Below are 24,810 nucleotides of genomic sequence, written 5' to 3'. Positions count from 1 at the left end.
TTGTAAAATTTATATCCGCTATAATATGTTAAACTTGCTTAAATTGGCATTTTATACTAAACCACATGGATCAGGAACAGGTAATAGCCTACATCAAAGAAAATAACATCCCCAAAGTTAAATTTGCCTTTGCCGACGTAGACGGCGTTTTACGCGGTAAAGTGATCAGTACTAAAAAATTCCTCGACGGGTTAAAAACCGGTTATGGCTTTTGCGACGTAGTTTTTGGCTGGGACAGCAATGATGTTTGCTACGATAATGTTGAACTGACCGGCTGGCATACAGGGTACCCCGATAAACTATGTTATATCGATCTCTCCACCTTCCGCACCGTGCCATGGCAGGATAACATCCCGTTCTTTTTGGCAGATTACAGCGGGCCGCATGGCAACACTGTGCCCGCCGATCCGAGGAGCTTGCTGAAAAAAATAGTGGCTGAATGTAAATCCATGGGCTACCATGCCGAATTTGCACAGGAGTTTGAGTGGTTCAATTTTAAAGAAACGCCGCAAAGCTTGCAGGATAAAGGTTTTGTTAATATGGAGCCTTTAACACCCGGGATGTTTGGCTATTCTATCCTGCGCACCTCGCAAAACAGCGATTTTTATTACGACCTGTTTAACCTGCTCACCCAATTTAATATCCCGATAGAGGGTCTGCATACCGAAACCGGCCCCGGTGTTTACGAAGCTGCTATTGAGCATTGCGAAACACTGGCAGCTGCTGATAAAGCGGTACTGTTTAAAACTGCGGTGAAGGAAATAGCCAGCAAGCACGGCATCACCGCCACCTTTATGGCTAAGTGGAATCAAAACCTGCCCGGCTGTAGCGGGCACATCCATCAAAGCTTGTGGAGCGAAGATGAAACCGAAAACCTGTTTTACAATGGCACCGACGAAAATAAAATGAGTGAGCTGCATAAGCAATACCTTGCAGGTCAGCTTTATTGTATGCCGCATTTATTGCCCATGTATGCGCCGACCATTAATAGTTATAAGCGCCTTGTAGAAGGGGCCTGGGCACCAACCACCATTACCTGGGGAATAGATAACCGTACCACCGCGTTGCGGGTGATCAACACATCCATTGGCTACACCCGGCTGGAAACCCGTATCCCCGGCTCGGATACTAATCCTTACCTGGCTATAGCCGCCGCGCTTGCATCAGGGCTATATGGTATTAAGAATAAACTCAAATTAAACATTGCCCCAACCGTTGGCAACGGCTACCAGGATAAAAGCAACGGCAGCCTGCATGCCAACCTGTTCGACGCGGCAACCGCCATGCAAAATTCATCCATCGCCAAAGAACTGTTTGGAGATGATTTTGTGCAGCACTTCACCCAAACGCGTTTGTGGGAGCACAGGCAATACGCTAAGAGTGTGAGTGATTGGGAGCTGAAGAGATATTTCGAGATTGTCTGAACCGGGATTAAGCGGATTTATGAGATTTAAGGATTTTGATTTGCTTACTTACCATGGATTTATACCCGACCAATATTCAAATTCAGGGAAATCGCTTTTAAATTCAAGTATTGTCAATTTTAGGCTAAAGCCAATTCCGTTGGCCTTAACTTAACTGTTGGCTAAAGCCGAACGGCAATGAATAGAAAAAAAAGTATTATTTCTGCATTTATTGCCGTCCCCTTGAGGGGACGGATGGCATAATACATATAGTGGCTTTAGCCAAAATCAGTATAAAAGTTTAAAGGCGATTTCCCTGGATTCAAATTGGGCTGCTGATAAATTTTGCAGCAAATCGTTAACATTTAAAAGGCTGCTCAATAAAAAGTTTAAACAATAGTATATTTGACGCCAAACCAATTTAAACTGTATTAAGAATTTTTGCTTTAGGACAATTAAAATCCAAAAAATCACATAAATCCGCTTAATCCCGGTTCAGACAACTATGGACTTTTCTATCATTATAAAAAAAGCGTGGGAAGGCTATGATGCTTCCAAAACCATCAAAAGCGTAGAGGATATCAGCGCGATGGTATCTACCAACCACGTGTACCGTATTACCTTTGATGATGAGGATATCATCATCGCCAAGCTATCATTATTTGGCAAATTCGAGCATTTTAAGGAAGATCATCGTATCATCCATTCATTAAGCAATAACCTGCTTTACCCCTTTGAGAATTTGTTAGCCAAATCGCTGTTGAAGAACAACCGGGTTTATATTTACCATTATAAATATGGCAAAACAGATGCCTGGGTGGTGTTTTACAACCCAACCCGCATCCTTAACAGGTTGCCGAAAAGACTGGACGATAACCTCATCAAAAAACTTGGACAGCAGGCGGGTAAGTTCCATAAAGCCTGCAGCAGGGTGAAGAATGTGCTGCCAAAATCGTCTAAAACCCTTCGTACAGATATCTATTCGCTGCAGCAGCAATTAGAGAAGAATGAAAGGAGTTTTGGCTCGGCCATGCAGGTGGATTTTTTAAAATATCATTGTGACCTGTTCCTGCGAAACCGCTCTAAATACAATATGTCGTCGTTCGATATTATCCCGGTGTTTATTGACTGGAACATCGGGAATTTTTCGGTCACCCCGAATTATGAGCTATATTCACGCTGGGATTATGACTGGTTTAGGATGAGCTACCGCGTCCTCGACTTTTACTTTTTCAGCAGGGTGGTATCTGATGTTGGCGACCGTACTGTGTTTAGTTACGTAATAGGCCCAATGATGGAGGATAGGTTTATCACCTTTTTGAAAGAGTATCATAAAGTTTATCCGCTTACCGCGGATGAGATAAGATTTATGAAAGAGGCGTACCGCTTTTTCATCCTCAACTACGTGATAAAGGATGGCAAGCACTTTTTTAACGATCAATACGCTAAAAAACTTCAGGCAGAAGCATTTGACGTTTACCTACCATCGGTAGACCGCGATTTTGATGCCGAGAAAATAATAGAGGCTTTGAAATTGAAATAAGTTAAGAGATGTTGGAAAGGGTTTGAGAGGTTGTAAAAGTTGGAATTGTTGTAGGTAGAATAGTTAAGCAAATGCTAAACGTTTATACCTCTGAAAATCACCACCTCACAAACCTTTTTAACCCTTATAACCTCTATAACTTATTCTAACCCTTACAACTACAACCAATGAAACGCATTGATGATTTCCGTGAGATAATTGATAATTACGAGGTGGTGTTTTTTGATGCGTTCGGCGTTTTAAAAAATTACGGGGGATTGGTGCCCGGTATCGAGCGGACATTTGATTACCTGGAAGAGTCGGGCAAGGAGTACTACATTGTAACTAATGATGCATCGCGCAGCCCAACGCAGCTAGCCGAATCGTACCATAAAAAAGGGCTTAATATTATTACTGCCGACAGGGTGATCTCATCCGGTATGCTTACGAAGGAATTTCTGGATCTAAAAGTAGACGACGGTATTGTAGCCTACCTGGGGACGGAAGATTCCGCCCATTACATCGAAAGCGAAGGACTGCATACCCTGCCGGTTAGCGCCATCACAGCAGAGAACTTCGATAAAGTTAACGCACTTGTTTTTTTAGATGATGAAGGCTTCGATTGGTGCAACGATCTTAACAAAACCGTAAACCTGTTGCGCCGCCGTACCATCCCGGCTATTGTGGCCAACACGGATTTTGCATACCCAGTTAATGTAAATGAAATTGCCATTGCTGTCGGCGGCATAGCAGCCATGATAGAGGCCATCGTTGGGAAAAAGTTCATTCGTTTTGGTAAGCCCGATTCGCAGATGTTTATGTTTGCTTACGACCTCATTCGCGAGTACCGCCCCATCAGTAAAAAAGAGATAGTGATGGTAGGGGACACCCTGCAAACCGATATCCTCGGCGGTAACAAATTTGGACTGGATACAGTTCTGGTACTATCTGGTAATACACTGGCGGCAGATGCCCAAAACAGAATGACCTCAACTGGTATTGTACCCACATACATCTGCGATTCGGCAGTAGTAAAATAGAGTAGGAATGATGTTGAAAAAGTTTGTGTTAGCATTAATGATAATCATTGGATCAACCCAAATCATCCTTGCACAGTCTCAGTCGGGTAAAACTTTTACAAATCCCTTGCTTCCATCGGGTGCCGATCCCTGGGTGATCTATCACAAGGGCTACTACTATTACACCAATTCGCTTCAAAACAAACTTAATATTTGGAAGACGAAAAATCTGGCCGACCTCGTATCCGCCGAAAAGAAAACGGTTTGGACACCACCGCCGAATACACAATATTCTAAAGAACTATGGGCACCAGAACTGCATTATCTAAATAAAAAATGGTATATGTATTACGCTGCCGATGATGGCAGCAATAATAATCATCGCCTTTATGTATTAGAAAACAGCGCCGCCGACCCCTTGAAAGGTGCCTGGATATTTAAAGGAAAGTTGGCCGATTCCACAGATAAATGGGCGATAGACGGCTCCGTATTTACGCATAAAGGCCAGATGTATTTGATATGGGCCGGCTGGGAAGGTGATGAGAACGGTCAGCAGGATATCTACATCGCTAAAATGAAAAACCCTTATACTATCGAGGGTAAAAGGGTGAAGATCTCCAGTCCGCTTTACGATTGGGAAAAGAACGGCGACCTGCATGATGCAGTGAACCCGCCACATGTTAATGTGAACGAGGGCCCCGAGATCTTAAAGCATGGCAATAAATTATTACTCATCTATTCGGCCAGTGGCTGCTGGACAGATTTTTACGCCCTGGGTATGCTAACCGCATCGGCCAATAGCAACCTGCTGGACCCAGCATCATGGACAAAATCGCCTAACCCGGTGTTCAAAAAATCGGAGGCGAATAGCGTTTATGCCCCCGGGCACAATGCTTTTTTTAAATCCCCAGATGGTACCGAGGATTGGATAATTTATCATGCCAATTCAAAACCCGGGCAAGGCTGCGGCGGCTACCGCTCGCCGAGGATGCAAAAATTTAGCTGGAACAAAAACGGAACGCCAAATTTCGGCACGCCCGTAAAGGAGAATACGCCATTGGCAATACCATCGCAACGTAAATAATACATCCAATTACCATAAATCATTATGCAAAACACCTTAAAAAAACCAACTTTGGCACTGGCAATTGCCGGCAGCATTTTTTTTGCGGCCTGTAATCAATCTGCCCCAAAAAGTATTACCATGACAGACAGCACATCTACCAAAACAGCGGCTTTACCTGCCGCAACAGGCTTTGAACAAACCATCGACGGCAAGAAAACAGAGCTTTACGTTTTGAAGAATAAAAGCGGTGCCGAAGCTGCCATCACCAACTATGGCGCGCATTTGGTAAGCCTGCTGGTACCCGATAAAAATGGCAAACTAACCGATGTTATTTTAGGCTTTGATGATATAGCCGGGTTCCAAAAAGCAGGCGGCGCTTATTACGGCGCAACTATTGGCCGCTACGGCAACCGTTTGGCAAAAGCTAAATTTACATTGGATGGTAAGGAGTATAAATTGTTTGCCAACAACGGCCCAAACACATTGCACGGCGGTAAAAAGGGCTTCGATAGCATGGTTTGGGATGCTAAACAAATAGATAGCAGCTCTATCGAACTTACCTACTTGTCCAAAGATATGGAAGAGGGCTTCCCCGGCAATTTAAAGGTTAAAGTGGTTTATACTTTAACGGATGATAACGCCGTGAAAATCACCTACGAAGCTACTACCGACAAAAACACGGTAGTAAACCTAACCAACCACTCGTACTTTAACCTCAACGGGCAAGGTAGTGGCACCGCGCTTGATCATGTGGTAAAAATTGATGCCGATGGTTACACCCCGGTGGATGGCACCCTTATCCCAACCGGTAAAATTGAGCCGGTAAAGGGTACACCATTCGATTTTACAACCGCTACCGCCATTGGCGCCAGGATTGAAACTGCTAACGAGCAATTAAAATTCGGCAAAGGGTACGATCATAACTTTGTACTGAACAAACACGATATAAGCACCCCGATAGCTACCGCTGTTGGTGATAAAAGCGGCATTAAACTGGAGGTATTTACAGAAGAGCCGGGGCTGCAGTTTTACACCGGCAACTTCATGAATGGTACCAACACGCTAAAAGGAGGCGCAAAGGATGAGCATCGCGCCGCGTTCGCTATGGAAACCCAGCACTACCCTGATTCTCCGAACCAGCCAAACTTCCCGTCTACTATATTAAAACCCGGCGCGGTTTATAAAACGGTAACTATTTACAAGTTCTCAAAGTAAACGGACACAATCTTAATAATCAAAGCGAATCTTACGAGTTTTAGAAGAGCGGACTGCAAATCTAAATCCGTAAAATTCGCTTTTTTGTGAACTCAATTGCCCAATAATTCTACATACTATCAACAATTCAATCGTTATCTTTGTATATACCTCCCAAACTGTTGCCCGGTACTATTGTTGAATTTTAATACATACGCGTTTGTTATTAGATAATCATGGCAGAAGAATTACTTACCTGCGCCTGGCGGTGACCGATAAGTGTAACCTGCGTTGCTTTTACTGTATGCCCGAGGAGGGGCTAAATTGGCTAAGTCGCAATGAGCTGATGACTTACGAGGAGATGTTGCGTGTTTGCGAGCTGCTGGTGAAGATGGGCATCGATAAGATCCGCATTACCGGTGGTGAGCCTTTTGTAAGGAAGGATATTATGCAGCTACTAACCGCACTATCCAAACTCGATGGTTTAAAAGAATTAAGCTTGACCACAAACGGCGTTTTAACCGCCCCGCATGTTGCCGAACTGAAAGCTATCGGCGTACGGTCAGTTAACCTGAGCCTGGATACCCTGGATGCCGGTCGCTTTTTTGCTATCACCCGTCGCGATGAGTTTGCAAACGTGATGGATACGATGCACGAATTGCTGAAACACGACATAGAGGTGAAAATAAACACGGTTGTGATGGCCGGTAAGAATACGCAGGATATAATCCCGTTGGTTGAACTAACCAAAGAATTGCCGGTGAGCGTACGCTTTATAGAAGAAATGCCCTTTAATGGCGATGGACATAGCTACAGCGGCGCTCTTTGGGATTACGTCCGCATCTTTGATGAGATCAGGAACGTTTATCCTGACATTCAAAAAATACCAGACCCGTTATATTCTACGGCTTATAATTATCAAATTCCCGGACACTCGGGCAGCATAGGCATCATTGCGGCTTACTCCCGCACATTTTGCGGTACTTGCAACCGGATCCGCATTACGCCGCAGGGAACGCTGAAGAATTGTTTATATGACGATGGCGTATTGAACATAAAAGACCTGATGCGCGACGGGAAAAGTAACACATCTATTGTAGATTCTCTGCGGGTTGCCTTTAACAGCCGGGAAAAAGACGGTTGGGCGGCCGAACGCAAGCGCAAGGAAAACCCGAACTTTCATGAATCGATGGCTACCATTGGTGGCTAAAATACCTGAGGATATGACAACGGTAGAACAAGCCGAAAAAATAGTACTTGCCCAGCTAACAGACTACGGCACGGAAGCCGTGCCTTTTGAAAAGGCACTTGGTAGGGTGTTGGCGGAGGATATACGCGCAGACCGCGACCTGCCTCCCTTTAATCGTGTAACGATGGATGGAATTGCTATATCTTTTAAAGCGGCAGAAGAGGGTATTAACACGTTTCATATCAAGGCCACGCAAGCCGCTGGAGATGAACCAATAGGTATTGAGGATAATGACCTTTGTATCGAGATCATGACCGGTGCGTCCCTGCACCCTTCGCTCGATACCATTATCCGTTACGAAGATCTGGAGATCCGCAACCAGCTGGCGGCTTTAACTATTCATGCCGTTAAAAAAGGACAGAATATCCATTTTAAAGGGAAAGATAAACACACGGGAGATGTGGTTGCAGCGGCGAATCAAAAAGTAACACCGGCTATTATAAGTCTTGCGGCATCGGTTGGTAAAGCCACACTCGCGGTGAAGAAACTACCCCGGGTAGTGATTATTTCCTCGGGAGACGAGCTGGTTGATGTAACCGATACGCCTACCACTTACCAGATAAGGCGCTCAAATAACTATACCATAAAAGCGGCACTAACCAACCACGGTTTACATGCCGATATGCTTCACATTTCCGATAACCCGGACATCACGCGGGAACAAATAGCAACATGTCTCCAAAATTACGATGTGATACTATTGAGTGGCGGCATCAGCATGGGTAAGTTTGATTATATCCCGAAAGCTTTGGAGGCACTACAGGTAGATAAATTATTTCACAAGGTATCGCAACGCCCTGGTAAGCCTTTTTGGTTTGGCAGGCATAATAACGGGGCGCTTGTGTTCGCGTTCCCCGGTAACCCTGTAGCCACCTTTATGTGCCTTCACCGCTACTTTTTATTGTGGTCGAATGCAACACTCGGTCTAACAGCTAAAGCGCCCGTATACGCCGTTTTAGCCCGTGATTTTAGCTTTCAACCGCAATTACAATATTTTTTGCAGGTGAAATTGAATTTTAATAACCAGGGTCAACTAATGGCAACGCCAATAGAAGGTAATGGCTCGGGCGATTTCGCTAACTTAGCAGATACGGATGCTTTTATGGAACTGCCTTTAGAACGGAACGATTTTGAAAAAGGCGAAGTATACCAGGTGTGGACATTCTAATTAATAGAGGAAATTAATAAGATCAGTGTAATCAATCAAAAATCCGTGAAATCAACTTTCAGTCATTTAGATAAACAGGATAACCCTACCATGGTAGATGTATCTGCAAAACAGCCTACCCATCGTAGTGCTACGGCGCAAAGTATCGTGGTATTGCCGACGGAGGTTTTGCAACATTTGACCGATGGTGAATTGCAAACCAAAAAAGGCGGGGTGTTTCAAACGGCCATTATTGCGGGTATTATGGCTGCTAAAAAAACCGGCGATCTTATTCCATTGTGCCACCCTTTAGGGATGGATAACTGCAAGGTTTACATTAAGTTAAATGAGAACAATGAAGTTGTAATTGAATGTACGGCCAGTATCACCGCCAAAACAGGCATCGAGATGGAGGCGCTTGTTGGGGCGTCTGTAGCGGCTTTAACAGTGTACGATATGTGCAAGGCCATGAGCCACGATATTGTGATAAAAGAAACCAAACTCATCTCAAAAACAGGAGGGAAGCGTGACTTTAAAAGAGCATAAAAAGCATACAGCCATTGCCCGCCCCGCCAACGGAAATTTCGGCCGGAATGAATGGGCCATTTTAGGTGGGCCATGCACGGTTGTTAAAGTTTTGGCAGATCGCATTATTTCGGCATTATCGCCGCAGTACCAATGCGCTTATGCCGATACGTCGCATAACGATGATGTTATTCAGCTCCCCGGGAGGCTAACCAGCGGCGCAGCCTTGGAATACACCGATCAGCTTAACTTTTGCCAGCTGAATTATAAAGCGCCGTTAAGCGCCTTTAAGCAACGCCAGTTATTCGCGGAGATGGACCTGGTTTTGGTAAACGGCAATCACCAGCAAGCTAAGGAGCAGGTTGTGATTATCGATATCAACAAAAGAGCTTCATTGCAGAAAAGGGTGGTACAGCTTTCCAACGTAGTCATGATATTGCTGGCCGATAATGCCGATGAGGTTTTTGATTTTGTAAAGGATGCTGTTCCCAACTGGCATGAATTGCCAACCTATAAATTAAACGACGATACCGCCCAGATCGTTAACTTTTTTCATTCTAAACTCCAAAGTTTCAAACCTGTATTAAATGGCCTGGTACTGGCGGGAGGCAAAAGCGCCCGCATGGGAGTAGATAAAGGCAGGTTAAATTGGTACGGCAAAGAGCAACGCTACTATATGGCCGATCTGCTCCACGATTTTTGCAGCGAGGTATTCATTTCCTGCCGGGATGAAGAGCAGAAACAAGAGATAGATGCACAGTATGCAACCCTTACAGATACTTTCACCGGCCTGGGTCCGTATGGGGCGATCCTTTCCGCGTTTCGGCAAAACCCTGAGGCGGCATGGCTGGTAGTGGCCTGTGATATGCCGCTGGTGGATGATCAGATATTACAGCATCTTACCGAAAACCGCAGCGCAAAACATATCGCTACCGCTTATCACAGCGAGGTGACAAACTTCCCTGAACCATTAATAACCATTTGGGAGCCAAAATCTTATCCAGCATTACTTCAATTTTTAGCGCAGGGGTATTCCTGCCCACGAAAGGTGCTTATCAATTCGGATATCAACCTTTTACAGGTACCGGATACAGAGGCTTTGTCGAACGTAAATACTCCCGAAGAAATGGACAGGGTAAGGCGCATTATTCATAACAAAATTGCCCAAACCCATGCATCCTGACCTGCAGCGATATAGCTGCCAGATAGCATTGCCCGGATTTAGCGAGGCTGCCCAGCAACGACTAACCGATGCCAGGGTGCTTATTATTGGTGCCGGGGGCTTAGGCTGCCCGGCCGCGCAATATTTGGCATCCAGTGGGGTGGGTACGTTGGGCATTGCCGATTATGATACCGTATCTGTTAGTAACCTGCACCGCCAGATTTTGTACGATCCTGATGACGTAGGTAAGCACAAGGCGCTCATCGCCTGCGAGCGGCTGTTAAGGCAAAATCCCGAGATCGAACTCGTTCCTCATGTTGATAAGATAACTTCAGAAAACGTACTGCAAGTAATTGAAGATTATGATATTATAGTTGATGGAACGGATAATTTTGAGACGCGCTATCTCATTAATGATGCATGTGTACTATTGGGCAAACCGGTTGTTTACGGCGCTATTTATCAGTACGAAGGACAGGTTGCCGTTTGGAATATGCCAAATGAAGACGGCAGCCGTACACCAAACTACCGTGATCTTTACCCGCAGGTAGATGCTTCACAGATCCCCAATTGTTCCGTAGGGGGCGTTATTCCTACACTGGCGGGCATTATTGGAAGTATGCAGGCAAATGAGGTGATCAAATACATCACCCAAACAGGTGAATTACTGGCAGGGAAGGTGTTGATATTCGATGCCCAAAACATGCAGAGCAGGATCATCAAGATTGGAAGTGCCACAAAAATGAATATCACGGCCCTCCAGCCAACCATAGAAATATCGGTTATTAACCAAACTGAACTGCAAAAAGGTCTGGGCGAAGAAAATATCCAGCTGATTGATGTCCGTACCCTCCCAGAGCGCGATCTGCACGACATAGGAGGCGAACACATCCCCCTTGATGAATTGGAAGAAAACCTGGATCAGTTACAACCGGATAAGACGATAGTATTTTATTGCGCGACAGGCAAACGAAGCGGGGAAGCGGTAAAGTTGGTGAATAAATTAAACCCTGAGCTAAGGGCATTATCTTTAAAAGACGGTATAGGGAATTAGCTAATATCCTACCTGTATCGAAATTCCACTAATCGTAAAAATCCGCTTAATCCCGGTTCGGGATTACGGATGCGCCGCTACCCACACCTCACCATCCTCAAATACCTCTTTTTTCCAGATAGGCACGGTTTCTTTCAGGGTATCGATAATGTAACGGCAAGACTCGAATGCCGCTGCACGGTGCGCTGCGGACACCGCAATGATAACAGGTATTTCGCCCACAGCTAACACACCAGTACGGTGATGGATCAGGATCTTTTGAATGGGCCAGTTATCAAAGGTATGTTGAGCTATCTTTTCCATCTCGTTGATAGCCATTTGATTATAGGATTCAAACTCAAGGCGGACTACAGCTTTACCCTTCGTCATATTCCGTACTGTACCAATAAAAACGTCTATGCCGCCCGAGTGTGGTGACATGATCCAATCTATGCAGGATTGAATGTTTAATGGTTCGGTATGTATCTCTATCTGCGTGTTCATAATTATCCTCCGCTAACCGGTGGTATAATGGCTATTTCATCTCGTTCTGTTATCGCACCTGCATCATCGGCATATTCATTATTAACTGCTACCATATAGCTCGCCAATTGTTTCAGGCGTGGATATGCAGTTTCTAATTCCGTTTTGAGCTGCTTCGTTGTAGCATTTTCATCCAGTTGGATATTGATCGTACTCCCTCCAAAAATATCTTTGGCTATGCCGAACGCGAGTATTTTGATGTTCATCATCATAAGATGCAAATATGCAACAATCTTGTGTATAACGTAAAATACCCACGTTGTAATATTCACGAAAGCCCGGACGATTACCAAGCTAGTTTTTTACCAGGCCGATTTGTAAGCCTTCAGCAGATCATCCACCAAAATACCATTGATCTTCGTGCCGGTAGTGTCGCAATCAGTGATTTCTACATTGCTTAGGTCGCAATTGGTTATGGTACTGCCATTCAGGTCGCAATCTTCAAATTTCAAGGGGCGCTGTTTGGCGGTCTCATCGTAAAAGGGGTGACCCTTGGGCGGCATGCCAATGTTGTGGATATAAGCGCCGCCCAACTGTGCACCTTCTATCTCCAGGTCGCTCAGGTTGGCATTCGTGATCTTAACGTTAGTGGCAGATACATCGTTCATCACGAGGTCGTTAATGCAGGCCATTGTTATTTTAGATCCGGCAAGGTTGGCTTCCCGTACATTCAGCTGTTTCTGGTCGTTAATGATGTTTAAGGTTTGCATAAAATATTAGTTGATGATCAAATATCTGCAATATCTGTATACGTTCAATATGTATTTACGACATGGAAGGGTGTTTTGCGACTTTTACTCTCCCCAAGCAGTTATAACCAATCGTCGCTGCCCGCCATGATTACGGTGTTCGCAAAGATAAATACCCTGCCAGGTACCTAAAGCTAATCGCCCATTGCGGATTGGGATAGTTACCGAGCATCCCAACATTGCTGCTTTTAAATGTGCCGGCATATCGTCACTGCCTTCGTCGTCGTGGCGGTAATCGGGGTCGTTCTCAGGCACGGCCTTATTAAAATACATTTCAAAATCTTGCCTCACGGTGGGGTCGGCGTTTTCATTGATGCTAAGCGAGGCGGATGTATGCTGAATAAACACCTGGCAGATACCGGTTTTCAACTCACTAAGCTGTGGAATGGCGTCGATCACATCATAAGTAATAATATGGAAACCACGGCGGCGGGGTTTCAAATCGAGGCTTTGCTGGAATAATTTCATGTTAGATCAACAATAGGGCGCGCGGTAAGTTTTTGGCCTAATATTAACAAAAAAATAAAAAACATTTAGATGTTACATATTAATCGTAATATTGCGATAGAATAATGGGCTTAACAAAAACCGAAATATTCAGCGAAGAACAAAACCAGCTGGCAATTGCCTTAAAAGCGATAGCGCATCCTGCACGTATAGCAATTTTACAGCAGATAATAGCAGCAAAGGCTTGTATCTGCGGAGATCTGGCATTAGAACTGGGCCTGGCACAGGCAACCATTTCACAACATTTGAAAGAGTTGAAAACTGTAGGCATCATTAAAGGCACTATTGAAGGTGTGAGCGTTTGTTATTGCATAAACGATGAAGTTTGGAATAAGCTGGGTACACAATTAGGAGGCTTTTTTGCTTCTTATGAGATTAGTGATAAAACTTGCTGCTGATATATTTTTTTACCGGATATAACGTAATATCGCAATAAAACGATTGATATGAACACGACAAAAACACTTAAATGGGGGGATTTTACCGCACAATTGCGGCTTCAGCCCGCGCTGCACCTGCAATTTAAATATGTCGGGAACAAATTTGTAGACGCGGCTTACCACATCACCGAGATAAAACAGGCGCCCATTACATCGGTAGACTGCGGCGGGGTAATGAACAAGTGGACGGAGGTCATTGTTCAGCTGTGGGAGCCATCGGAGAAGCAACAGGAAAGGGCTATGACTGTAGGAAAAGCTTTGTCGATAATAGATCTGGTGGAGAAGTTACTGCCATTGGATAAGGGAGCCATTGTGAAAATTGAATTTGGAAACTCAGCCTTTGATGCCCGGCAAATGTACCCTTCGGATATAAATGCAGAAGGTGAAAACCTGGTAGTTAATCTAACGGCAGATCAAACGCAGTGTAAAGCTATCAACAGGGGCGGCAGCTGCGGTACCGATGACAAAGGCACGGAATGCTGCGAGCCAGCCAAACCAAAAGTTACATTAATAAATCTTGCTGCCGAAACCGCCTGCTGTACGCCGGGTGGCGGATGCTGCTAAAGCATATTTTTATGAATATTTCCGAAGCAAATCTTTATAGAGAGGGAGTTATCAACTTGCTATCAGCAGAAAAGCTTCCGGTGGAAGATCTCCCTGCTCAGCTGGATAATTTTGTTGTTGCCATAGAAAATGATATGGTTATTGGTGTTGCCGGCTTGGAGCTTTACGGTGATTATGGGTTGCTGCGTTCTGTGGCGGTGGATAAAAATCACCGAGGGAAGGGTATTGGCTCCGGCTTATTGGCACGTATAGAGGAGATGGCGATTAGCCTGAATTTGGAGGGAATCTACTTACTTACAGAAACCGCTGCCGATTATTTCAGCAGAAAAGGCTACGAACATATTGCCCGCATGGATATCCCGGAGGAGGTTAAAGCATCGTCGGAGTTTAGCCATGTATGCCCCCAATCGGCCATCGCCATGAAAAAATCTATAAACTAAAAAAATGAAGAATGTATTAGTACTGTGCACCGGCAATAGCTGCCGCAGCCAGCTGGCCGAAGGTTACCTGCGCCATTTTGCCGGCGATAAAGCAAACATTTATAGCGCGGGGATAGAAACGCACGGCGTAAACCCACGTGCTATCAAAGTAATGGCAGAAGACCATTTGGATATATCTGGCCATACCTCGAACAATGTGGAAGAATACCTTGATGTTCCTTTCGATTATGTGATAACTGTTTGCGATAATGCCAATGAAGCCTGCCCATATTTCCCGGGTACGGTAGAGCGCTTTCATTTTAATTTCCCCGATCCGGCTAAAGCTAAAGGAACAGAGGGGGAAATTATGAGTGAATTTCGCCGGGTGCGGGATATGATAAAGGCTTATTCGTTTGATTTTGTTAAACAGCATTTAAACTAATGTCTGCAACAAACTGCGCCCCCGCAGCCGACCGTAAAAAACTGAGTTTTCTCGATCGTTTTCTCACCCTGTGGATCTTTCTGGCCATGGCAGCAGGTGTGGCTATTGGCTACTTTATTCCGTCATCATCGGGTTTTATTAATTCCTTTTCCAGCGGTACAACCAATGTGCCGTTAGCCATTGGTTTAATAGTAATGATGTACCCGCCGCTGGCCAAGGTGAGATATGAGGATATGGGCGGGGTATTTAAAGACACCAAAGTGCTTGGCGTATCGCTGCTCCTCAACTGGGTAATAGGCCCCATATTGATGTTTATATTGGCTATAACGCTCTTACGCGACCATCCGGACTATATGGTTGGCCTGATTCTCATCGGCCTTGCGCGTTGTATTGCCATGGTGGTAGTTTGGAACCAACTGGCCGAGGGCAATCGCGAATACGCAGCCGGGCTTATCGCTTTGAATAGTATTTTCCAGGTATTGTTATATAGTGTTTACGCTTATGTATTTATTACGCTGCTGCCGCCGCATTTTGGGCTTAAGGGGCTGGCTGTTAATATTAGCATTGCTGAGATAGCCAAAAGCGTCGGCATTTATTTAGGACTGCCTTTTGCTTTCGGGGTAATAAGCCGCTATGCACTTATCAAAGTGATGGGAGCAGAGTGGTTTGAAAATAAGTATGCTCCGTTTATTTCGCCTTTAACACTCATCGCTTTACTATTTACCATCGTAGTGATGTTTAGCCTGAAGGGTGATCTGATCCTCAAAATACCGCTGGACGTGTTGCGAATTGCCATACCCTTGGTAATTTATTTCGCTGTGATGTTTTTGCTGAGTTTTTTTGCTGGCAGATATTTCGGCGCTGATTACTCGCGCAACACGGCGATCGCTTTTACCGCTACCGGTAATAATTTCGAGCTGGCCATTGCTGTCGCGGTAGGGGTGTTCGGTATAAATTCCGGAGAAGCCTTTGCGGGTGTGATAGGGCCTTTGGTTGAAGTGCCTGCTTTAATAGCGTTGGTAAATGTAGCGTTTTGGCTCAAGAAAAAATATTACTAAATATTTTGTTTACGGCGGATAATCTACTATTTTCGAATTGACTACTTAATCTATAGTATATATAGATATTTATATCCGGATTTACAAAATAAAAAGTCTTAGAGCTATTATACTGATCTTATAACAGCCAAGCCCGTTGCGCAAGCGCGGGCTTTTACATTAAAAAAACAGCCGACCAACAAGTAATTCACTCACTTAACCCAACGTTGATACACCTTTGTCGAAAAAGCGCGTTTTTACTACCACTTAACAAATAGAAAAAACCGGCTGTTTACCTACCATAACGGATGTTTTATACAGAGTGTAACACCACTCCCAAAAAATATCTACAGCTTTATTTTGACAGCCGCGGTAGGGTATACCTCTACAATATTATCAGCCGTATTTACATGGTAAAAGGTGTTAATCTTTGTCCCTACGTATAAGCCGCCCTTTAATTTGTACCAGAATTGAGGCTCGGCAAAAAAGTAAAAGCGTTTGCCGTTTGGGCCGGTGTCCGGTTCGTCGCCATGGTTTTTGTTTTCCGTCCAGCAGGAAAAACTGCCGGCAAATTCCGCCTTATAATTAAACAGGCCTTTATAGAAATAAGTAGTGAAGAGGAAGTCGTGGCTCGCCCTTGTATAGGGTACGTATTTATAATTGAGTACGCTGCTGAGATAGGTATCGCCAATTTTAAAAGGGTAGCTTACACCAATAGCGAAGGTATTTACAATGTAATAACTGTATTGGCGCGGCGTAGTAATACCCAGCCCTCCGCTATATTGCAGGTTAATAAACACTTTAGGTTGCCAAAAACGCACCTCTTGCGAAACCTGCATATAGTACTTACCAATATTTGCCTGTTCGCCAACCAGGTCGGCCTGTAGCTTCAGTAGAAAATTTCCCGGTTTAACAAATGTTTTGCCGCTATCAATGGTCTTAAAGTATTCAAAGTACAGGGTGGGATAGTTTATAGGGTATCGACCGGGATTTAGCATATGCCGCATGTCGTAATGCAGTTGTAGCTGCTGCGCGCACACCCAACCAGTTGTGAATAATAATGCCGTCAAGAAAAATAGAAATTTCATGGTGATAAAACATTTAAGAATGCGATATTGCATGTGGCAAAATTCCCTTATTGTAACGATTTGGTGCGGTAATGGAACGGAAACCTAACGGAATTGTATATTTGGCGCGTTTGATATTTTGCCGCTACATTCTACCATGGAAGATCCTGAACTAAAAGTTTTTTCGATATTATACCGGGAAGCATATTCCCGTTGCTTTGGTGTATCCCTTACCCAGCCTTTAACAGAAACCGAAGGCAAGCTTTTTCAACAACAATTGTTAGATCATACCGGCCTTACGGTGGGATGGCGGTCTCTAAAAAATTATTCGCTTTTTGTGTTAAGCGGAAAGAAAAAAGAGAACCCCTCAGTAGCCTCGATGGACACGCTCGCGCGCTACGTGTTGAAGTCGCCATATACCAACGAGTTAGAACGTAAAAGAGATGAGAGCCATCACCCGTATTGGTTTATATACCGCGAGCGGCATTTAGCCAAAGCCATATTGCCGGATGTTAAGCCGGTTAGTTTTGCATTGGTTAAGCCGGTACTGGCAGCTGTTTTACTGTTATTGGCCGCCTATACCTGGTATCAGCGGAAAAGTTCGGTGTCTTTTGTCGATAATTTTAAAGATGTGAGCGATAAGGCCATGATTGATAAGGATTGGCAGGTGTTAAATAAAGACGATGTATACTGGCCAAAACACGGAGATATTCCTAAAGCGCTAACGCTATTTACGCTGCCCGGCGATAACTGGCCCGATAGTGTATCTCTGCCGCAGATAAAAAACCTGGTAATACGCAGTTTGCCCGGAGGTTGCTTTGTAACTGAGCTGCATATGGAAGATTTTATACCCGCGGGCGAGTGGCAGCAGGCTGGTTTATTGTTAATGGAAGATACCAGCATAAACAGCCCCAGTATCCGTTTGTCCTTGGCCTATAATGATTTTTTTGGCGGATTTAAAAAGCCCCACGAGATTTTGGTGCAGGCGATAGCAACACGCGGCGAAGGAAGTAAACCCGAAGAGTTTGTGCACAACACTATTTTAACGCTTGATAGCACTGTCAATAGCTCGATAATATCTGGTAACTTAAAAAGAACAGCGCTCCGGATAGAAAAACAAGGCAGCCACTACAAACTGCTTTACGCGGGTGGGGCAGATGCCAATTCGGCGTTTAAACAACTCGCGATAAAAGATGTAGGGATAACGCCCCGGTACGTAGCCATTTTTGCTTTAAAGGGCAGGGTTTCGGGCACGCCGGTGGTTCCTGTTAAATTTAAAAAGTTTATGCTGGAAAGCATTGCCTGCGAATAGCTTGTCCCCGGCGATTCCTTAATTATTTTAGCTGTAGTTTCGCTAAAAACGTGCCACTACACTAATTACAAATCGCTGACCCAATAAATTTTACCACACTGCTAATAAATCTATTTTTGTGATAGATATGGCTGAAGACTCACTCGTACGCCGCCTCGGGCTGGCACAGGCAACAGCCATCAATATGACGGATATGGTAGGCATAGGGCCCTTTGTTACCCTGCCTATGGTTATCGCCACCATGAACGGTCCCTGGTTTTTATACGCATGGCTCGCCGGCGCGCTGCTATCTATGGTTGATGCCATGGTTTGGAGCGAATTAGGTGCCGCCTTCCCGATGGCCGGCGGATCGTATAACTTCCTGAAAGAGACTTACGGCAAAACAAAACTGGGCAGGCTAATGAGCTTTTTGTTTGTTTGGCAAACCATGATACAGGCACCCCTGGTTATAGCATCCGCCGCCATAGGCTTTGCCGACTACTTCTCCTACCTGTTACCTTTATCAACTATCGAAGCGAAGATCATGAGCGGCTCGGTGGTGATATGCATCGTTATATTGTTGTACCGTAAAATAGAGGCCATTGGTAAAATAAGCGTGGTGCTTTGGGTAGGGGTTTTAATTACGATGCTTTGGATAATAGGCGGGGGGATAGCCCATGGTAATTTTATGCATCCCATCCGGCACATCAACGATGGCATAAACCTAAATTATGGCTTTGTTGCAGCCATTGGCTTTGCCAGTGTAAAAAGTGTTTACAGTTACCTGGGTTACTATAACGTTTGCCATTTGGGTGGCGAAATTGTAAAGCCATCGCGTAATATCCCGCGCAGTATGTTCCTTTCTATAGCAGGGATAGCGGTATTGTATATGCTGATGAATGTAAGCGTTGTAAGTGTTATACCCTGGCACCACGCTATGGGCAGCAAATTCGTTATCAGCGAGTTTATGCAGTTGCTTATGGGCAATACCGCCGCTAAAGTGGTAACCTGCCTCATATTACTGGTGGCTTTTTCATCGGTTTTTTCGGCTACGCTGGGCTACAGCCGCATCCCTTACGCGGCGGCGGCCGACGGTGCTTTTTTTAAAGTGTTTGCCAAACTGCATCCAACAAAAAATTTCCCATACGTATCATTATTGGTTTTAGGTGGCATCGCTTTCGTGTTTAGCCTGCTGTTTAAGTTGAAGGATGTTATAAGTGCTATCCTGGCTATGCGGATCCTTATCCAGTTTATTGCCCAGGCCATAGGCTTATTATTGCTGCGAAAGGCGCGCAAAACAACGCTTTTCCCTTATAAAATGCCCCTGTTTCCGCTACCGGTGTATCTGGCTATTTTAATATGGTTCGGCATATTGGTTTCCACCGGTTTACATATGGTGTTGGGTGGTTTAACCGCAATAGCAACAGGTACGGTAGTTTATTTTATAAAAGCGAGGGTAAACAAAGAGTGGCCGTTTGCGGTGAAACCTGTTGCCGATAAAGCCTAAAGTTTTAACCCTTGCAAAGTTTTAGCTATTTTTAATTGATTTAACATTTTAGCTATGGAAGAAGCAGATAAACTTAATCGCATTATCGATTCGCGTATGAAATTGAAGGCGCGGTTTGAAGAAAAAATAAAGTTAACGCCATCCGTTGCCGATGATTCACCAAAAGGATCGGGCAAGCTAAACAGGCACGGTATGCCAACTATCCCGATAGGGCAAACAGCTACCATTAAATGGCCGGTACTGGATCTGGGGTATCAACCCGATATTCCGCTTGATAAATGGCGACTAACTATTGATGGCGCGGTGGACAACCCTGTACGTTTAAGCTGGAAGGATTTTATGGCATTGCCCCAAACCAAAGACACCTCCGATTTTCACTGTGTTACTACCTGGAGCAAGCTGGATATGCGCTGGAAAGGCGTAAGCCTTTTAGACCTGGCTGCACTGGTTCATCCAAAGGAAACAGCTACCCATGTACTGTGTTATGGTTATGATACTTACACCACCAACTTATCTTTAGAGGAAGCGCTTAAACCAGATGTACTGCTGGTGCATACTTTTGACGGCCAGCCCCTGCAAATTGAGCATGGCGGGCCTGTGCGGATGATAACCCCGCAACTGTACGCGTGGAAGGGTTCGAAATGGATAAAACGGATAGAGTTTCTTACCGAAAATAAATTGGGCTTTTGGGAAGACAGGGGTTACTCAAATACAGCGTACCCCTGGCGTAACGACAGGTACAGCGATTAATTTAAAGGCCAGGCCACAATAAAAGTAGAACCCTTGCCTACTTCACTATCTACTCAAATTTTGCCATAATAAAACTATCTGATTTGCAGCTTCGTTGTGCGGAATTAATAAACCAATTGAAGGTGCGCATATTTAAAGTATACCTATTATCTTTATGGTAGTAAATTAACAGGTATGCGTAATTTGTTGACTTTTGTTTTTTTGCTGGCATCGCTAAGCAGCTTTGCACAGCGAGACCCCGCTGAACCAGATATGAGCAAGTTGAGCTGGCTGACCGGCAAGTGGATACGCACAAATACACGCCCTGGTACCAGCGGATACGAACAATGGGATAGGGTAACCATTACCGAAATGAGGGGCTTTGCCGTCCGCATAAAAAATGGGGATACTACAGTAACGGAAAAAACGACCCTGCTACTAAAGGGCCACTTCATTTATTACGTAGCTGACGTAAAGGAGAATGAAAAGCCGGTGTTTTTTAAGCTCACTCAGCTTACCGATAACAGCTTCACCTGCGAAAACCCGGAACACGATTTTCCCAAGCAGATTGAATACATCCTAATTGGCGATAAGCTTAAAGCTACCATATCCGGCGATGGCAAGGCGATAGATTACCTTTTTTTAAAAGCGAAGGATTAATCCTTCTGCTTAAATTCAACCACATAGGTTTCCAACGTTTTTATTTTACCATCTACAAACTGATAAATATCACAAAACCCGCCTTTCCAAACGCCGCCGTTGGAACTGGGCATTTCCATGGTGCCGGTACAGGTAACGTTATTCTCACCCGCAAAGATCAGCTTTTCCTGCAATACAGGTTCGCAGTCGGTAGGCATGCCTTTCATAAAATCTAATATACCTTGTTTACCGGTTACGGCGCTACTCCCAACCATTGTCCACACAACATCGTCGGCACAGTAGCCGGTAAAGGTTTCCATGTCGCTGTCGCGGAATGCCTGGTTTATTTTCTGTACGATCTCTTTTATAGTTTCCATATGCTTAGCTGTTGGTGTAATATAAAGGTAAATTCATAAGTGCAAATTAAAGATGTAAATGCGGACATATTAGGGGGCTTAATGCGACACAGATTATTTATTGATTTATATTTATAATATAAAAAATTAACTATAAATTATATTATAAGTATTTAACTATCTTTGTGCAATGTTTTACCTTATCTACAGTAGCTACGCTACCCAACCATTGAATGATGAAGACCTGAAAGATCTTTTGGACAAAGCTCGCCGCAGAAATATTTTCAAGAGCGTTACCGGTGTATTGTTCTACTTCGAAGGCAAATTCATCCAGTTAATTGAGGGTGAGGAGAACGCCGTAAAGCTGTTATATGCAGCTATTTATAACGACCCGAGACACCGGAACCTGCAATTACATAAAGAGGGTGCCATCAGTAAACGTAACTTTCCCGATTGGACGATGGCCTTTAAACCAATATCTTCAGCGGAGGTTGACGGCGCGTTAGGTTTTAGAAACATGAGCGTACCCAACGCAACCAATGTAGAATCTGTAATGAAACTTTATAAGATATTGGGCAGTAAAACGGCTCTATAAACAAGCCTCTTGCTCCCGCGCTTCAAATCAACCTGTTCTTAAACTCCGAAGGATTCTCACCCACCACCTTATTAAACAGTTTATTAAAATAGGAGAGGCTTTCAAAGCCAACGGCGTAGCAGGTTTCGGTTACGTTCTTATCCTGCATTAACAAGTTTTTAGCGATATCTATACGGTATTGGTTCACAAAATCAGTAAAGGTGATATTGGTTTGGCGCTTAAAGTAACGGCAAAACGCGGCAGTGCTGAGGTTAACCTTGCCGGCTACTACATTCACATCGGGCTTGCGATTGTAGTTGGCATCTATATATTCATAAATAGCGCCCATCCTTATCTTATCCTTTAAGAAGAATTGCAGACTAACGTCATCGGTATTCAGGATAGTAAATTCATTAGAATGGGCAAGGATGTTGAACACTTTCATCAGTTCTACCAGTTGCTCAAAGGAATTTAACCTGGCCAGGGCCTTCAGTTTTTTGGTGACGATGGCTTTAGTTTCGGCATGAAAGGCAATGCCATAAGCGGCTTTTTTAAACAGTTGATTGATGATAGCGAACTCCGGCGAAACGGCGATAGCGCTGCCCATGAAATCTTCGCGCAGCTGAATTACTATCTGGTGGTAATCGCTGCGCAGGCGGTAATCAAAATTAAGATGGGGGAGGTTGCTACCAATAAACACGAGGTCGCTTTGTGTATAACCCGAGATATGCGAACCCACGTGCCTGATGCCGGCATCGGCCTCTACATAAACCAGCTCAAACTCGGGGTGGTAATGCCATAAGAAAGTATTGCGCAGCCGGGGCGAAAACAGTTTGAACGATTTCCCCGGCTCAAAGGCCACCCTCTCTAATTGTATCTCGTTCATTCCGGTATTGGCTTTATAAACTGGTTAAATATAATATAAAGGTCAATACAGAGCAAATATTGGTCATTACGCGGAATATATGTGCCTGTTTCCCACCATACCTTTGAAGTGCCAAAACAAACCAAATTATAAAAACCAATAAAACCATGATAGCTACAGAAAACAAAACCATGGGCACCATGAGCATGCAGCCGGGGCCAAAAAACGCGCACAAAGAAATTCCGGGTAACCCGTCTACCGCGAAATCGAGCCAGGTAAAACTAAACGACCGGAGCAATGGCAAGCCTTTACAGGTATTAAGCGAGGACGACTGGAAGTTTTGGCTGGAGAACGGTTACGTAGTGATAAAAAATGCCGTGTCACGCGAGCAAGCCGAAAAACTGGCCATTTACCTTTGGGAATACGAGGGCAAAGACCCTAATGATATAGAAAGCTGGTATAAAAAGCCAAACGCCCAAATGCAGATGAAGGAACTGAACAATACCGGTATGGTGGAGATTTACAACCAGCAGCTAATGTGGGATAACCGCCAAACCCCGCGCGTATATGAGGCATTTGCCGATATATGGGGCACCGAAAAACTATGGGCCACTATAGACAGGGCGAACCTCAACTTTCCGCTACGCCCGGGTTTTGATTATAAAGGCTTTATCCATTGGGATTACGACCCTGAGACCAAGCCGCAAAATGTGCAGGGCGTACTGGCATTGGCCGACCAAACCGACGAAACCATGGGTGGCTTCCAATGCATCCCCGAATTATATCGTACGTATGATACCTGGAAACTGACCCAGCCCGAAGACCGCGACCATTACAAACCCGATACAACAGGATTTGAACTGGTGAAGGTAAAACTGGAAGCCGGCGATCTGCTGATATTTAACAGTCTGCAACCGCACGGTATCCGCGCCAATACCAGTGGCAATAAAGTGCGCATAGCCCAATACATTGCCATGATGCCGGCCCAGGAAGACAACCAGGAACTGATAGACTGGCGCATTAACAGCTGGCAAAGCCGCGAGGCCATGAAGGGCTACGCTTTCCCCGGCGACCCTATGGAGCGCGAAAAACAAAACCTGGTAGCCGAGTTATCTGATCTGGGTAAGAAGTTGCTGGGAGTGGAGAAATGGGGTGATTGATGTAGAAATTTCAATATGCGGATGTGCTGCAGATGAAATAAAAGAAACTATAATAACGGCGTCATTCTTCGGGATGACGCTTTTTGCAGTTTTACGGTTGCGGTTGTGCGTACCACGAATGTTGATAAGATTTTGGATATTGAAACCTCACCCACAGCCTGATAACCTCTTTTATAAGATAAATTATACCTATTGGTAATTTTTTTCTTCTTGTTAAAGAAGTTGCTGATTGTGATTCAATTAGCAAAACCCGGTTAATTTTACTTTGCAAAAACACAATAAGGCTTATTGTTTAACGTATTTATAGCATTCAGGAATACATCAATTTTTAACTCAGCATCACTATGGATTACAAAATTAAACTGGCAGACGGGAAGGCACATTTAGTAAGTATCACCAGCGCGTATTTTAAATCGTGGCAGGTATGGCAGGTTAAATTTAAAGATGGCAAAGTAGCCATGCTGTATAAAATGGGCAGCGAATGGATGCAGCGCAATGAGGATTTTTTAGAAGCCGAAGTTTTGGAAATAATAGGATACACTATCGATAGGATCATTTATAAACGCACCATATCATTTTAACACGCGTGCTGCGCATTAAA

The 24,810-nt window shown here is 44.4% G+C and carries 29 protein-coding genes; 22 read left to right on the top strand and 7 right to left on the bottom strand.

What is annotated here, in order from left to right; all coding sequences use genetic code 11:
• The first annotated feature begins 65 nt into the window (after nucleotides 1-65).
• The 10 genes from ABIX36_RS16310 (at nucleotide 66) to ABIX36_RS16265 (ending at nucleotide 11,341) form a co-directional block, all read left to right on the top strand.
• Nucleotides 66-1,424, top strand: coding sequence for a glutamine synthetase family protein (locus ABIX36_RS16310; protein WP_348083226.1), 1,359 nt, complete (start codon nucleotides 66-68; stop codon nucleotides 1,422-1,424).
• Nucleotides 1,425-1,908: 484 nt separating this feature from the next.
• A complete protein-coding gene (locus ABIX36_RS16305; protein WP_348083225.1) occupies nucleotides 1,909-2,946 on the top strand; it encodes a hypothetical protein in 1,038 nt (345 codons plus the stop codon).
• A gap of 167 nt (nucleotides 2,947-3,113) precedes the next feature.
• Nucleotides 3,114-3,965, top strand: a complete 852-nt coding sequence (locus tag ABIX36_RS16300) for an HAD-IIA family hydrolase (RefSeq protein ID WP_348083224.1) — start codon at nucleotides 3,114-3,116, stop codon at nucleotides 3,963-3,965.
• A 37-nt stretch (nucleotides 3,966-4,002) separates the two neighbouring features.
• On the top strand, nucleotides 4,003-5,028 hold the full coding sequence (locus ABIX36_RS16295; RefSeq protein ID WP_348083223.1) for a glycoside hydrolase family 43 protein: 1,026 nt from the start codon (nucleotides 4,003-4,005) through the stop codon (nucleotides 5,026-5,028).
• Between the two features lie 24 nt (nucleotides 5,029-5,052).
• A complete protein-coding gene (locus ABIX36_RS16290; protein ID WP_348083222.1) occupies nucleotides 5,053-6,225 on the top strand; it encodes an aldose epimerase family protein in 1,173 nt (390 codons plus the stop codon).
• A 199-nt stretch (nucleotides 6,226-6,424) separates the two neighbouring features.
• Nucleotides 6,425-7,414, top strand: a complete 990-nt coding sequence (gene moaA, locus ABIX36_RS16285) for a GTP 3',8-cyclase MoaA (RefSeq protein ID WP_348083221.1) — start codon at nucleotides 6,425-6,427, stop codon at nucleotides 7,412-7,414.
• On the top strand, nucleotides 7,386-8,621 hold the full coding sequence (locus tag ABIX36_RS16280) for a molybdopterin molybdotransferase MoeA (protein WP_348083220.1): 1,236 nt from the start codon (nucleotides 7,386-7,388) through the stop codon (nucleotides 8,619-8,621). The genes moaA and ABIX36_RS16280 overlap by 29 nt, the downstream gene beginning before the upstream one ends.
• A 45-nt stretch (nucleotides 8,622-8,666) precedes the next feature.
• Nucleotides 8,667-9,146 carry a cyclic pyranopterin monophosphate synthase MoaC gene (moaC, locus tag ABIX36_RS16275; RefSeq protein ID WP_348083219.1) on the top strand — a complete coding sequence of 160 codons (480 nt, stop codon included), beginning with the start codon at nucleotides 8,667-8,669 and terminating at the stop codon, nucleotides 9,144-9,146.
• Nucleotides 9,127-10,308, top strand: a complete 1,182-nt coding sequence (locus ABIX36_RS16270) for an NTP transferase domain-containing protein (protein WP_348083218.1) — start codon at nucleotides 9,127-9,129, stop codon at nucleotides 10,306-10,308. Before moaC ends, ABIX36_RS16270 begins: the two co-directional genes overlap by 20 nt.
• Entirely contained in the window at nucleotides 10,298-11,341 is a 1,044-nt protein-coding gene (locus ABIX36_RS16265; protein WP_348083217.1) for a HesA/MoeB/ThiF family protein, read from the top strand. Before ABIX36_RS16270 ends, ABIX36_RS16265 begins: the two co-directional genes overlap by 11 nt.
• A gap of 63 nt (nucleotides 11,342-11,404) precedes the next feature.
• On the opposite strand, the gene ABIX36_RS16260 is transcribed toward ABIX36_RS16265, so the two are convergent.
• The 4 genes from ABIX36_RS16260 to ABIX36_RS16245 all read right to left on the bottom strand — a co-directional run bounded on the left by ABIX36_RS16260 (nucleotide 11,405) and on the right by ABIX36_RS16245 (nucleotide 13,080).
• A complete protein-coding gene (locus ABIX36_RS16260; protein WP_348083216.1) occupies nucleotides 11,405-11,824 on the bottom strand; it encodes a molybdenum cofactor biosynthesis protein MoaE in 420 nt (139 codons plus the stop codon).
• 2 nt (nucleotides 11,825-11,826) lie between these two features.
• The gene (locus ABIX36_RS16255) at nucleotides 11,827-12,075 is read right to left on the bottom strand and encodes a MoaD/ThiS family protein (protein ID WP_348083215.1); all 249 of its coding nucleotides are present in this window, start codon (nucleotides 12,073-12,075) and stop codon (nucleotides 11,827-11,829) included.
• A 90-nt stretch (nucleotides 12,076-12,165) separates the two neighbouring features.
• On the bottom strand, nucleotides 12,166-12,573 hold the full coding sequence (locus tag ABIX36_RS16250) for a pentapeptide repeat-containing protein (protein ID WP_348083214.1): 408 nt from the start codon (nucleotides 12,571-12,573) through the stop codon (nucleotides 12,166-12,168).
• 84 nt (nucleotides 12,574-12,657) lie between these two features.
• A complete protein-coding gene (locus tag ABIX36_RS16245) occupies nucleotides 12,658-13,080 on the bottom strand; it encodes a secondary thiamine-phosphate synthase enzyme YjbQ (protein ID WP_348083213.1) in 423 nt (140 codons plus the stop codon).
• A gap of 104 nt (nucleotides 13,081-13,184) precedes the next feature.
• Here ABIX36_RS16245 and ABIX36_RS16240 point away from each other — a divergent pair, with 104 nt between their 5' ends.
• Genes ABIX36_RS16240 through arsB form a run of 5 tightly spaced genes read left to right on the top strand, consistent with a single transcriptional unit; the run spans nucleotide 13,185 to nucleotide 16,042 of the window.
• Nucleotides 13,185-13,517: a metalloregulator ArsR/SmtB family transcription factor gene (locus ABIX36_RS16240; RefSeq protein WP_348083212.1), complete on the top strand. Its 333-nt coding sequence runs from the start codon at nucleotides 13,185-13,187 to the stop codon at nucleotides 13,515-13,517.
• Between the two features lie 48 nt (nucleotides 13,518-13,565).
• Nucleotides 13,566-14,123: a DUF6428 family protein gene (locus tag ABIX36_RS16235; RefSeq protein ID WP_348083211.1), complete on the top strand. Its 558-nt coding sequence runs from the start codon at nucleotides 13,566-13,568 to the stop codon at nucleotides 14,121-14,123.
• A gap of 11 nt (nucleotides 14,124-14,134) precedes the next feature.
• Nucleotides 14,135-14,563, top strand: coding sequence for an arsenic resistance N-acetyltransferase ArsN2 (gene arsN2, locus ABIX36_RS16230; protein WP_348083210.1), 429 nt, complete (start codon nucleotides 14,135-14,137; stop codon nucleotides 14,561-14,563).
• 4 nt (nucleotides 14,564-14,567) lie between these two features.
• On the top strand, nucleotides 14,568-14,984 hold the full coding sequence (locus ABIX36_RS16225; protein ID WP_348083209.1) for an arsenate reductase ArsC: 417 nt from the start codon (nucleotides 14,568-14,570) through the stop codon (nucleotides 14,982-14,984).
• Complete coding sequence (gene arsB / locus ABIX36_RS16220) at nucleotides 14,984-16,042, top strand: ACR3 family arsenite efflux transporter (protein ID WP_348083208.1); 1,059 nt, start codon at nucleotides 14,984-14,986, stop codon at nucleotides 16,040-16,042. Before ABIX36_RS16225 ends, arsB begins: the two co-directional genes overlap by 1 nt.
• Before the next feature lie 326 nt (nucleotides 16,043-16,368).
• Here arsB and ABIX36_RS16215 read toward each other — a convergent pair whose 3' ends face one another.
• Nucleotides 16,369-17,109, bottom strand: coding sequence for a DUF5020 family protein (locus ABIX36_RS16215; protein WP_348083207.1), 741 nt, complete (start codon nucleotides 17,107-17,109; stop codon nucleotides 16,369-16,371).
• A gap of 136 nt (nucleotides 17,110-17,245) precedes the next feature.
• Between ABIX36_RS16215 and ABIX36_RS16210 the strand changes: the two genes are divergently transcribed.
• From ABIX36_RS16210 to ABIX36_RS16195, 4 genes are all read left to right on the top strand, one after another.
• A complete protein-coding gene (locus ABIX36_RS16210; protein ID WP_348083206.1) occupies nucleotides 17,246-18,400 on the top strand; it encodes a hypothetical protein in 1,155 nt (384 codons plus the stop codon).
• Nucleotides 18,401-18,527: 127 nt separating this feature from the next.
• Nucleotides 18,528-19,886, top strand: coding sequence for an amino acid permease (locus tag ABIX36_RS16205; protein ID WP_348083205.1), 1,359 nt, complete (start codon nucleotides 18,528-18,530; stop codon nucleotides 19,884-19,886).
• A 54-nt stretch (nucleotides 19,887-19,940) separates the two neighbouring features.
• Nucleotides 19,941-20,636: a sulfite oxidase-like oxidoreductase gene (locus tag ABIX36_RS16200; protein WP_348083204.1), complete on the top strand. Its 696-nt coding sequence runs from the start codon at nucleotides 19,941-19,943 to the stop codon at nucleotides 20,634-20,636.
• A gap of 174 nt (nucleotides 20,637-20,810) precedes the next feature.
• Nucleotides 20,811-21,275, top strand: a complete 465-nt coding sequence (locus tag ABIX36_RS16195; protein WP_348083203.1) for a DUF6265 family protein — start codon at nucleotides 20,811-20,813, stop codon at nucleotides 21,273-21,275.
• On the opposite strand, the gene ABIX36_RS16190 is transcribed toward ABIX36_RS16195, so the two are convergent.
• Nucleotides 21,272-21,631, bottom strand: a complete 360-nt coding sequence (locus ABIX36_RS16190) for a nuclear transport factor 2 family protein (RefSeq protein WP_348083202.1) — start codon at nucleotides 21,629-21,631, stop codon at nucleotides 21,272-21,274. The genes ABIX36_RS16195 and ABIX36_RS16190 overlap by 4 nt on opposite strands.
• Nucleotides 21,632-21,800: 169 nt before the next feature.
• On the opposite strand from ABIX36_RS16190, the gene ABIX36_RS16185 reads away from it, so the two are divergent.
• Nucleotides 21,801-22,205, top strand: coding sequence for a BLUF domain-containing protein (locus ABIX36_RS16185; protein WP_348083201.1), 405 nt, complete (start codon nucleotides 21,801-21,803; stop codon nucleotides 22,203-22,205).
• Between the two features lie 22 nt (nucleotides 22,206-22,227).
• Here the strand turns inward: ABIX36_RS16185 and ABIX36_RS16180 are convergent, their stop codons facing one another.
• Nucleotides 22,228-23,070: an AraC family transcriptional regulator gene (locus ABIX36_RS16180; RefSeq protein ID WP_348083200.1), complete on the bottom strand. Its 843-nt coding sequence runs from the start codon at nucleotides 23,068-23,070 to the stop codon at nucleotides 22,228-22,230.
• Between the two features lie 146 nt (nucleotides 23,071-23,216).
• Here ABIX36_RS16180 and ABIX36_RS16175 point away from each other — a divergent pair, with 146 nt between their 5' ends.
• Both ABIX36_RS16175 and ABIX36_RS16170 read left to right on the top strand, forming a co-directional pair.
• Complete coding sequence (locus ABIX36_RS16175) at nucleotides 23,217-24,209, top strand: phytanoyl-CoA dioxygenase family protein (RefSeq protein ID WP_348083199.1); 993 nt, start codon at nucleotides 23,217-23,219, stop codon at nucleotides 24,207-24,209.
• Nucleotides 24,210-24,553: 344 nt separating this feature from the next.
• Entirely contained in the window at nucleotides 24,554-24,790 is a 237-nt protein-coding gene (locus ABIX36_RS16170; RefSeq protein WP_348083198.1) for a hypothetical protein, read from the top strand.
• Nucleotides 24,791-24,810: the final 20 nt, after the last annotated feature.

The sequence above is a fragment of the Mucilaginibacter sp. genome, from assembly GCF_039925265.1.
GTDB lineage: Bacteria > Bacteroidota > Bacteroidia > Sphingobacteriales > Sphingobacteriaceae > Mucilaginibacter.
The sequence above is the reverse complement of the archived record's forward strand: the minus strand, read 5'-3'. Positions and strand labels throughout refer to the sequence as shown.

What these genes read in the sequence shown, in the direction of transcription:
- ABIX36_RS16190 (WP_348083202.1), bottom strand. Translation starts at nt 21,631, where the DNA reads ATGGAAACTATAAAAGAGATCGTACAGAAAATAAACCAGGCATTCCGC.
- ABIX36_RS16180 (WP_348083200.1), bottom strand. Translation starts at nt 23,070, where the DNA reads ATGAACGAGATACAATTAGAGAGGGTGGCCTTTGAGCCGGGGAAATCG.
- ABIX36_RS16170 (WP_348083198.1), top strand. Translation starts at nt 24,554, where the DNA reads ATGGATTACAAAATTAAACTGGCAGACGGGAAGGCACATTTAGTAAGT.
- ABIX36_RS16295 (WP_348083223.1), top strand. Translation starts at nt 4,003, where the DNA reads ATGATAATCATTGGATCAACCCAAATCATCCTTGCACAGTCTCAGTCG.
- arsN2 (WP_348083210.1), top strand. Translation starts at nt 14,135, where the DNA reads ATGAATATTTCCGAAGCAAATCTTTATAGAGAGGGAGTTATCAACTTG.
- ABIX36_RS16175 (WP_348083199.1), top strand. Translation starts at nt 23,217, where the DNA reads ATGATAGCTACAGAAAACAAAACCATGGGCACCATGAGCATGCAGCCG.
- ABIX36_RS16280 (WP_348083220.1), top strand. Translation starts at nt 7,386, where the DNA reads ATGAATCGATGGCTACCATTGGTGGCTAAAATACCTGAGGATATGACA.
- ABIX36_RS16210 (WP_348083206.1), top strand. Translation starts at nt 17,246, where the DNA reads ATGGAAGATCCTGAACTAAAAGTTTTTTCGATATTATACCGGGAAGCA.
- ABIX36_RS16265 (WP_348083217.1), top strand. Translation starts at nt 10,298, where the DNA reads ATGCATCCTGACCTGCAGCGATATAGCTGCCAGATAGCATTGCCCGGA.
- arsB (WP_348083208.1), top strand. Translation starts at nt 14,984, where the DNA reads ATGTCTGCAACAAACTGCGCCCCCGCAGCCGACCGTAAAAAACTGAGT.
- ABIX36_RS16255 (WP_348083215.1), bottom strand. Translation starts at nt 12,075, where the DNA reads ATGATGATGAACATCAAAATACTCGCGTTCGGCATAGCCAAAGATATT.
- ABIX36_RS16215 (WP_348083207.1), bottom strand. Translation starts at nt 17,109, where the DNA reads ATGAAATTTCTATTTTTCTTGACGGCATTATTATTCACAACTGGTTGG.
- ABIX36_RS16240 (WP_348083212.1), top strand. Translation starts at nt 13,185, where the DNA reads ATGGGCTTAACAAAAACCGAAATATTCAGCGAAGAACAAAACCAGCTG.
- ABIX36_RS16260 (WP_348083216.1), bottom strand. Translation starts at nt 11,824, where the DNA reads ATGAACACGCAGATAGAGATACATACCGAACCATTAAACATTCAATCC.
- ABIX36_RS16300 (WP_348083224.1), top strand. Translation starts at nt 3,114, where the DNA reads ATGAAACGCATTGATGATTTCCGTGAGATAATTGATAATTACGAGGTG.
- ABIX36_RS16250 (WP_348083214.1), bottom strand. Translation starts at nt 12,573, where the DNA reads ATGCAAACCTTAAACATCATTAACGACCAGAAACAGCTGAATGTACGG.
- ABIX36_RS16225 (WP_348083209.1), top strand. Translation starts at nt 14,568, where the DNA reads ATGAAGAATGTATTAGTACTGTGCACCGGCAATAGCTGCCGCAGCCAG.
- ABIX36_RS16200 (WP_348083204.1), top strand. Translation starts at nt 19,941, where the DNA reads ATGGAAGAAGCAGATAAACTTAATCGCATTATCGATTCGCGTATGAAA.
- ABIX36_RS16305 (WP_348083225.1), top strand. Translation starts at nt 1,909, where the DNA reads ATGGACTTTTCTATCATTATAAAAAAAGCGTGGGAAGGCTATGATGCT.
- ABIX36_RS16290 (WP_348083222.1), top strand. Translation starts at nt 5,053, where the DNA reads ATGCAAAACACCTTAAAAAAACCAACTTTGGCACTGGCAATTGCCGGC.
- ABIX36_RS16205 (WP_348083205.1), top strand. Translation starts at nt 18,528, where the DNA reads ATGGCTGAAGACTCACTCGTACGCCGCCTCGGGCTGGCACAGGCAACA.
- ABIX36_RS16195 (WP_348083203.1), top strand. Translation starts at nt 20,811, where the DNA reads ATGCGTAATTTGTTGACTTTTGTTTTTTTGCTGGCATCGCTAAGCAGC.
- ABIX36_RS16310 (WP_348083226.1), top strand. Translation starts at nt 66, where the DNA reads ATGGATCAGGAACAGGTAATAGCCTACATCAAAGAAAATAACATCCCC.
- ABIX36_RS16245 (WP_348083213.1), bottom strand. Translation starts at nt 13,080, where the DNA reads ATGAAATTATTCCAGCAAAGCCTCGATTTGAAACCCCGCCGCCGTGGT.
- ABIX36_RS16185 (WP_348083201.1), top strand. Translation starts at nt 21,801, where the DNA reads ATGTTTTACCTTATCTACAGTAGCTACGCTACCCAACCATTGAATGAT.
- ABIX36_RS16235 (WP_348083211.1), top strand. Translation starts at nt 13,566, where the DNA reads ATGAACACGACAAAAACACTTAAATGGGGGGATTTTACCGCACAATTG.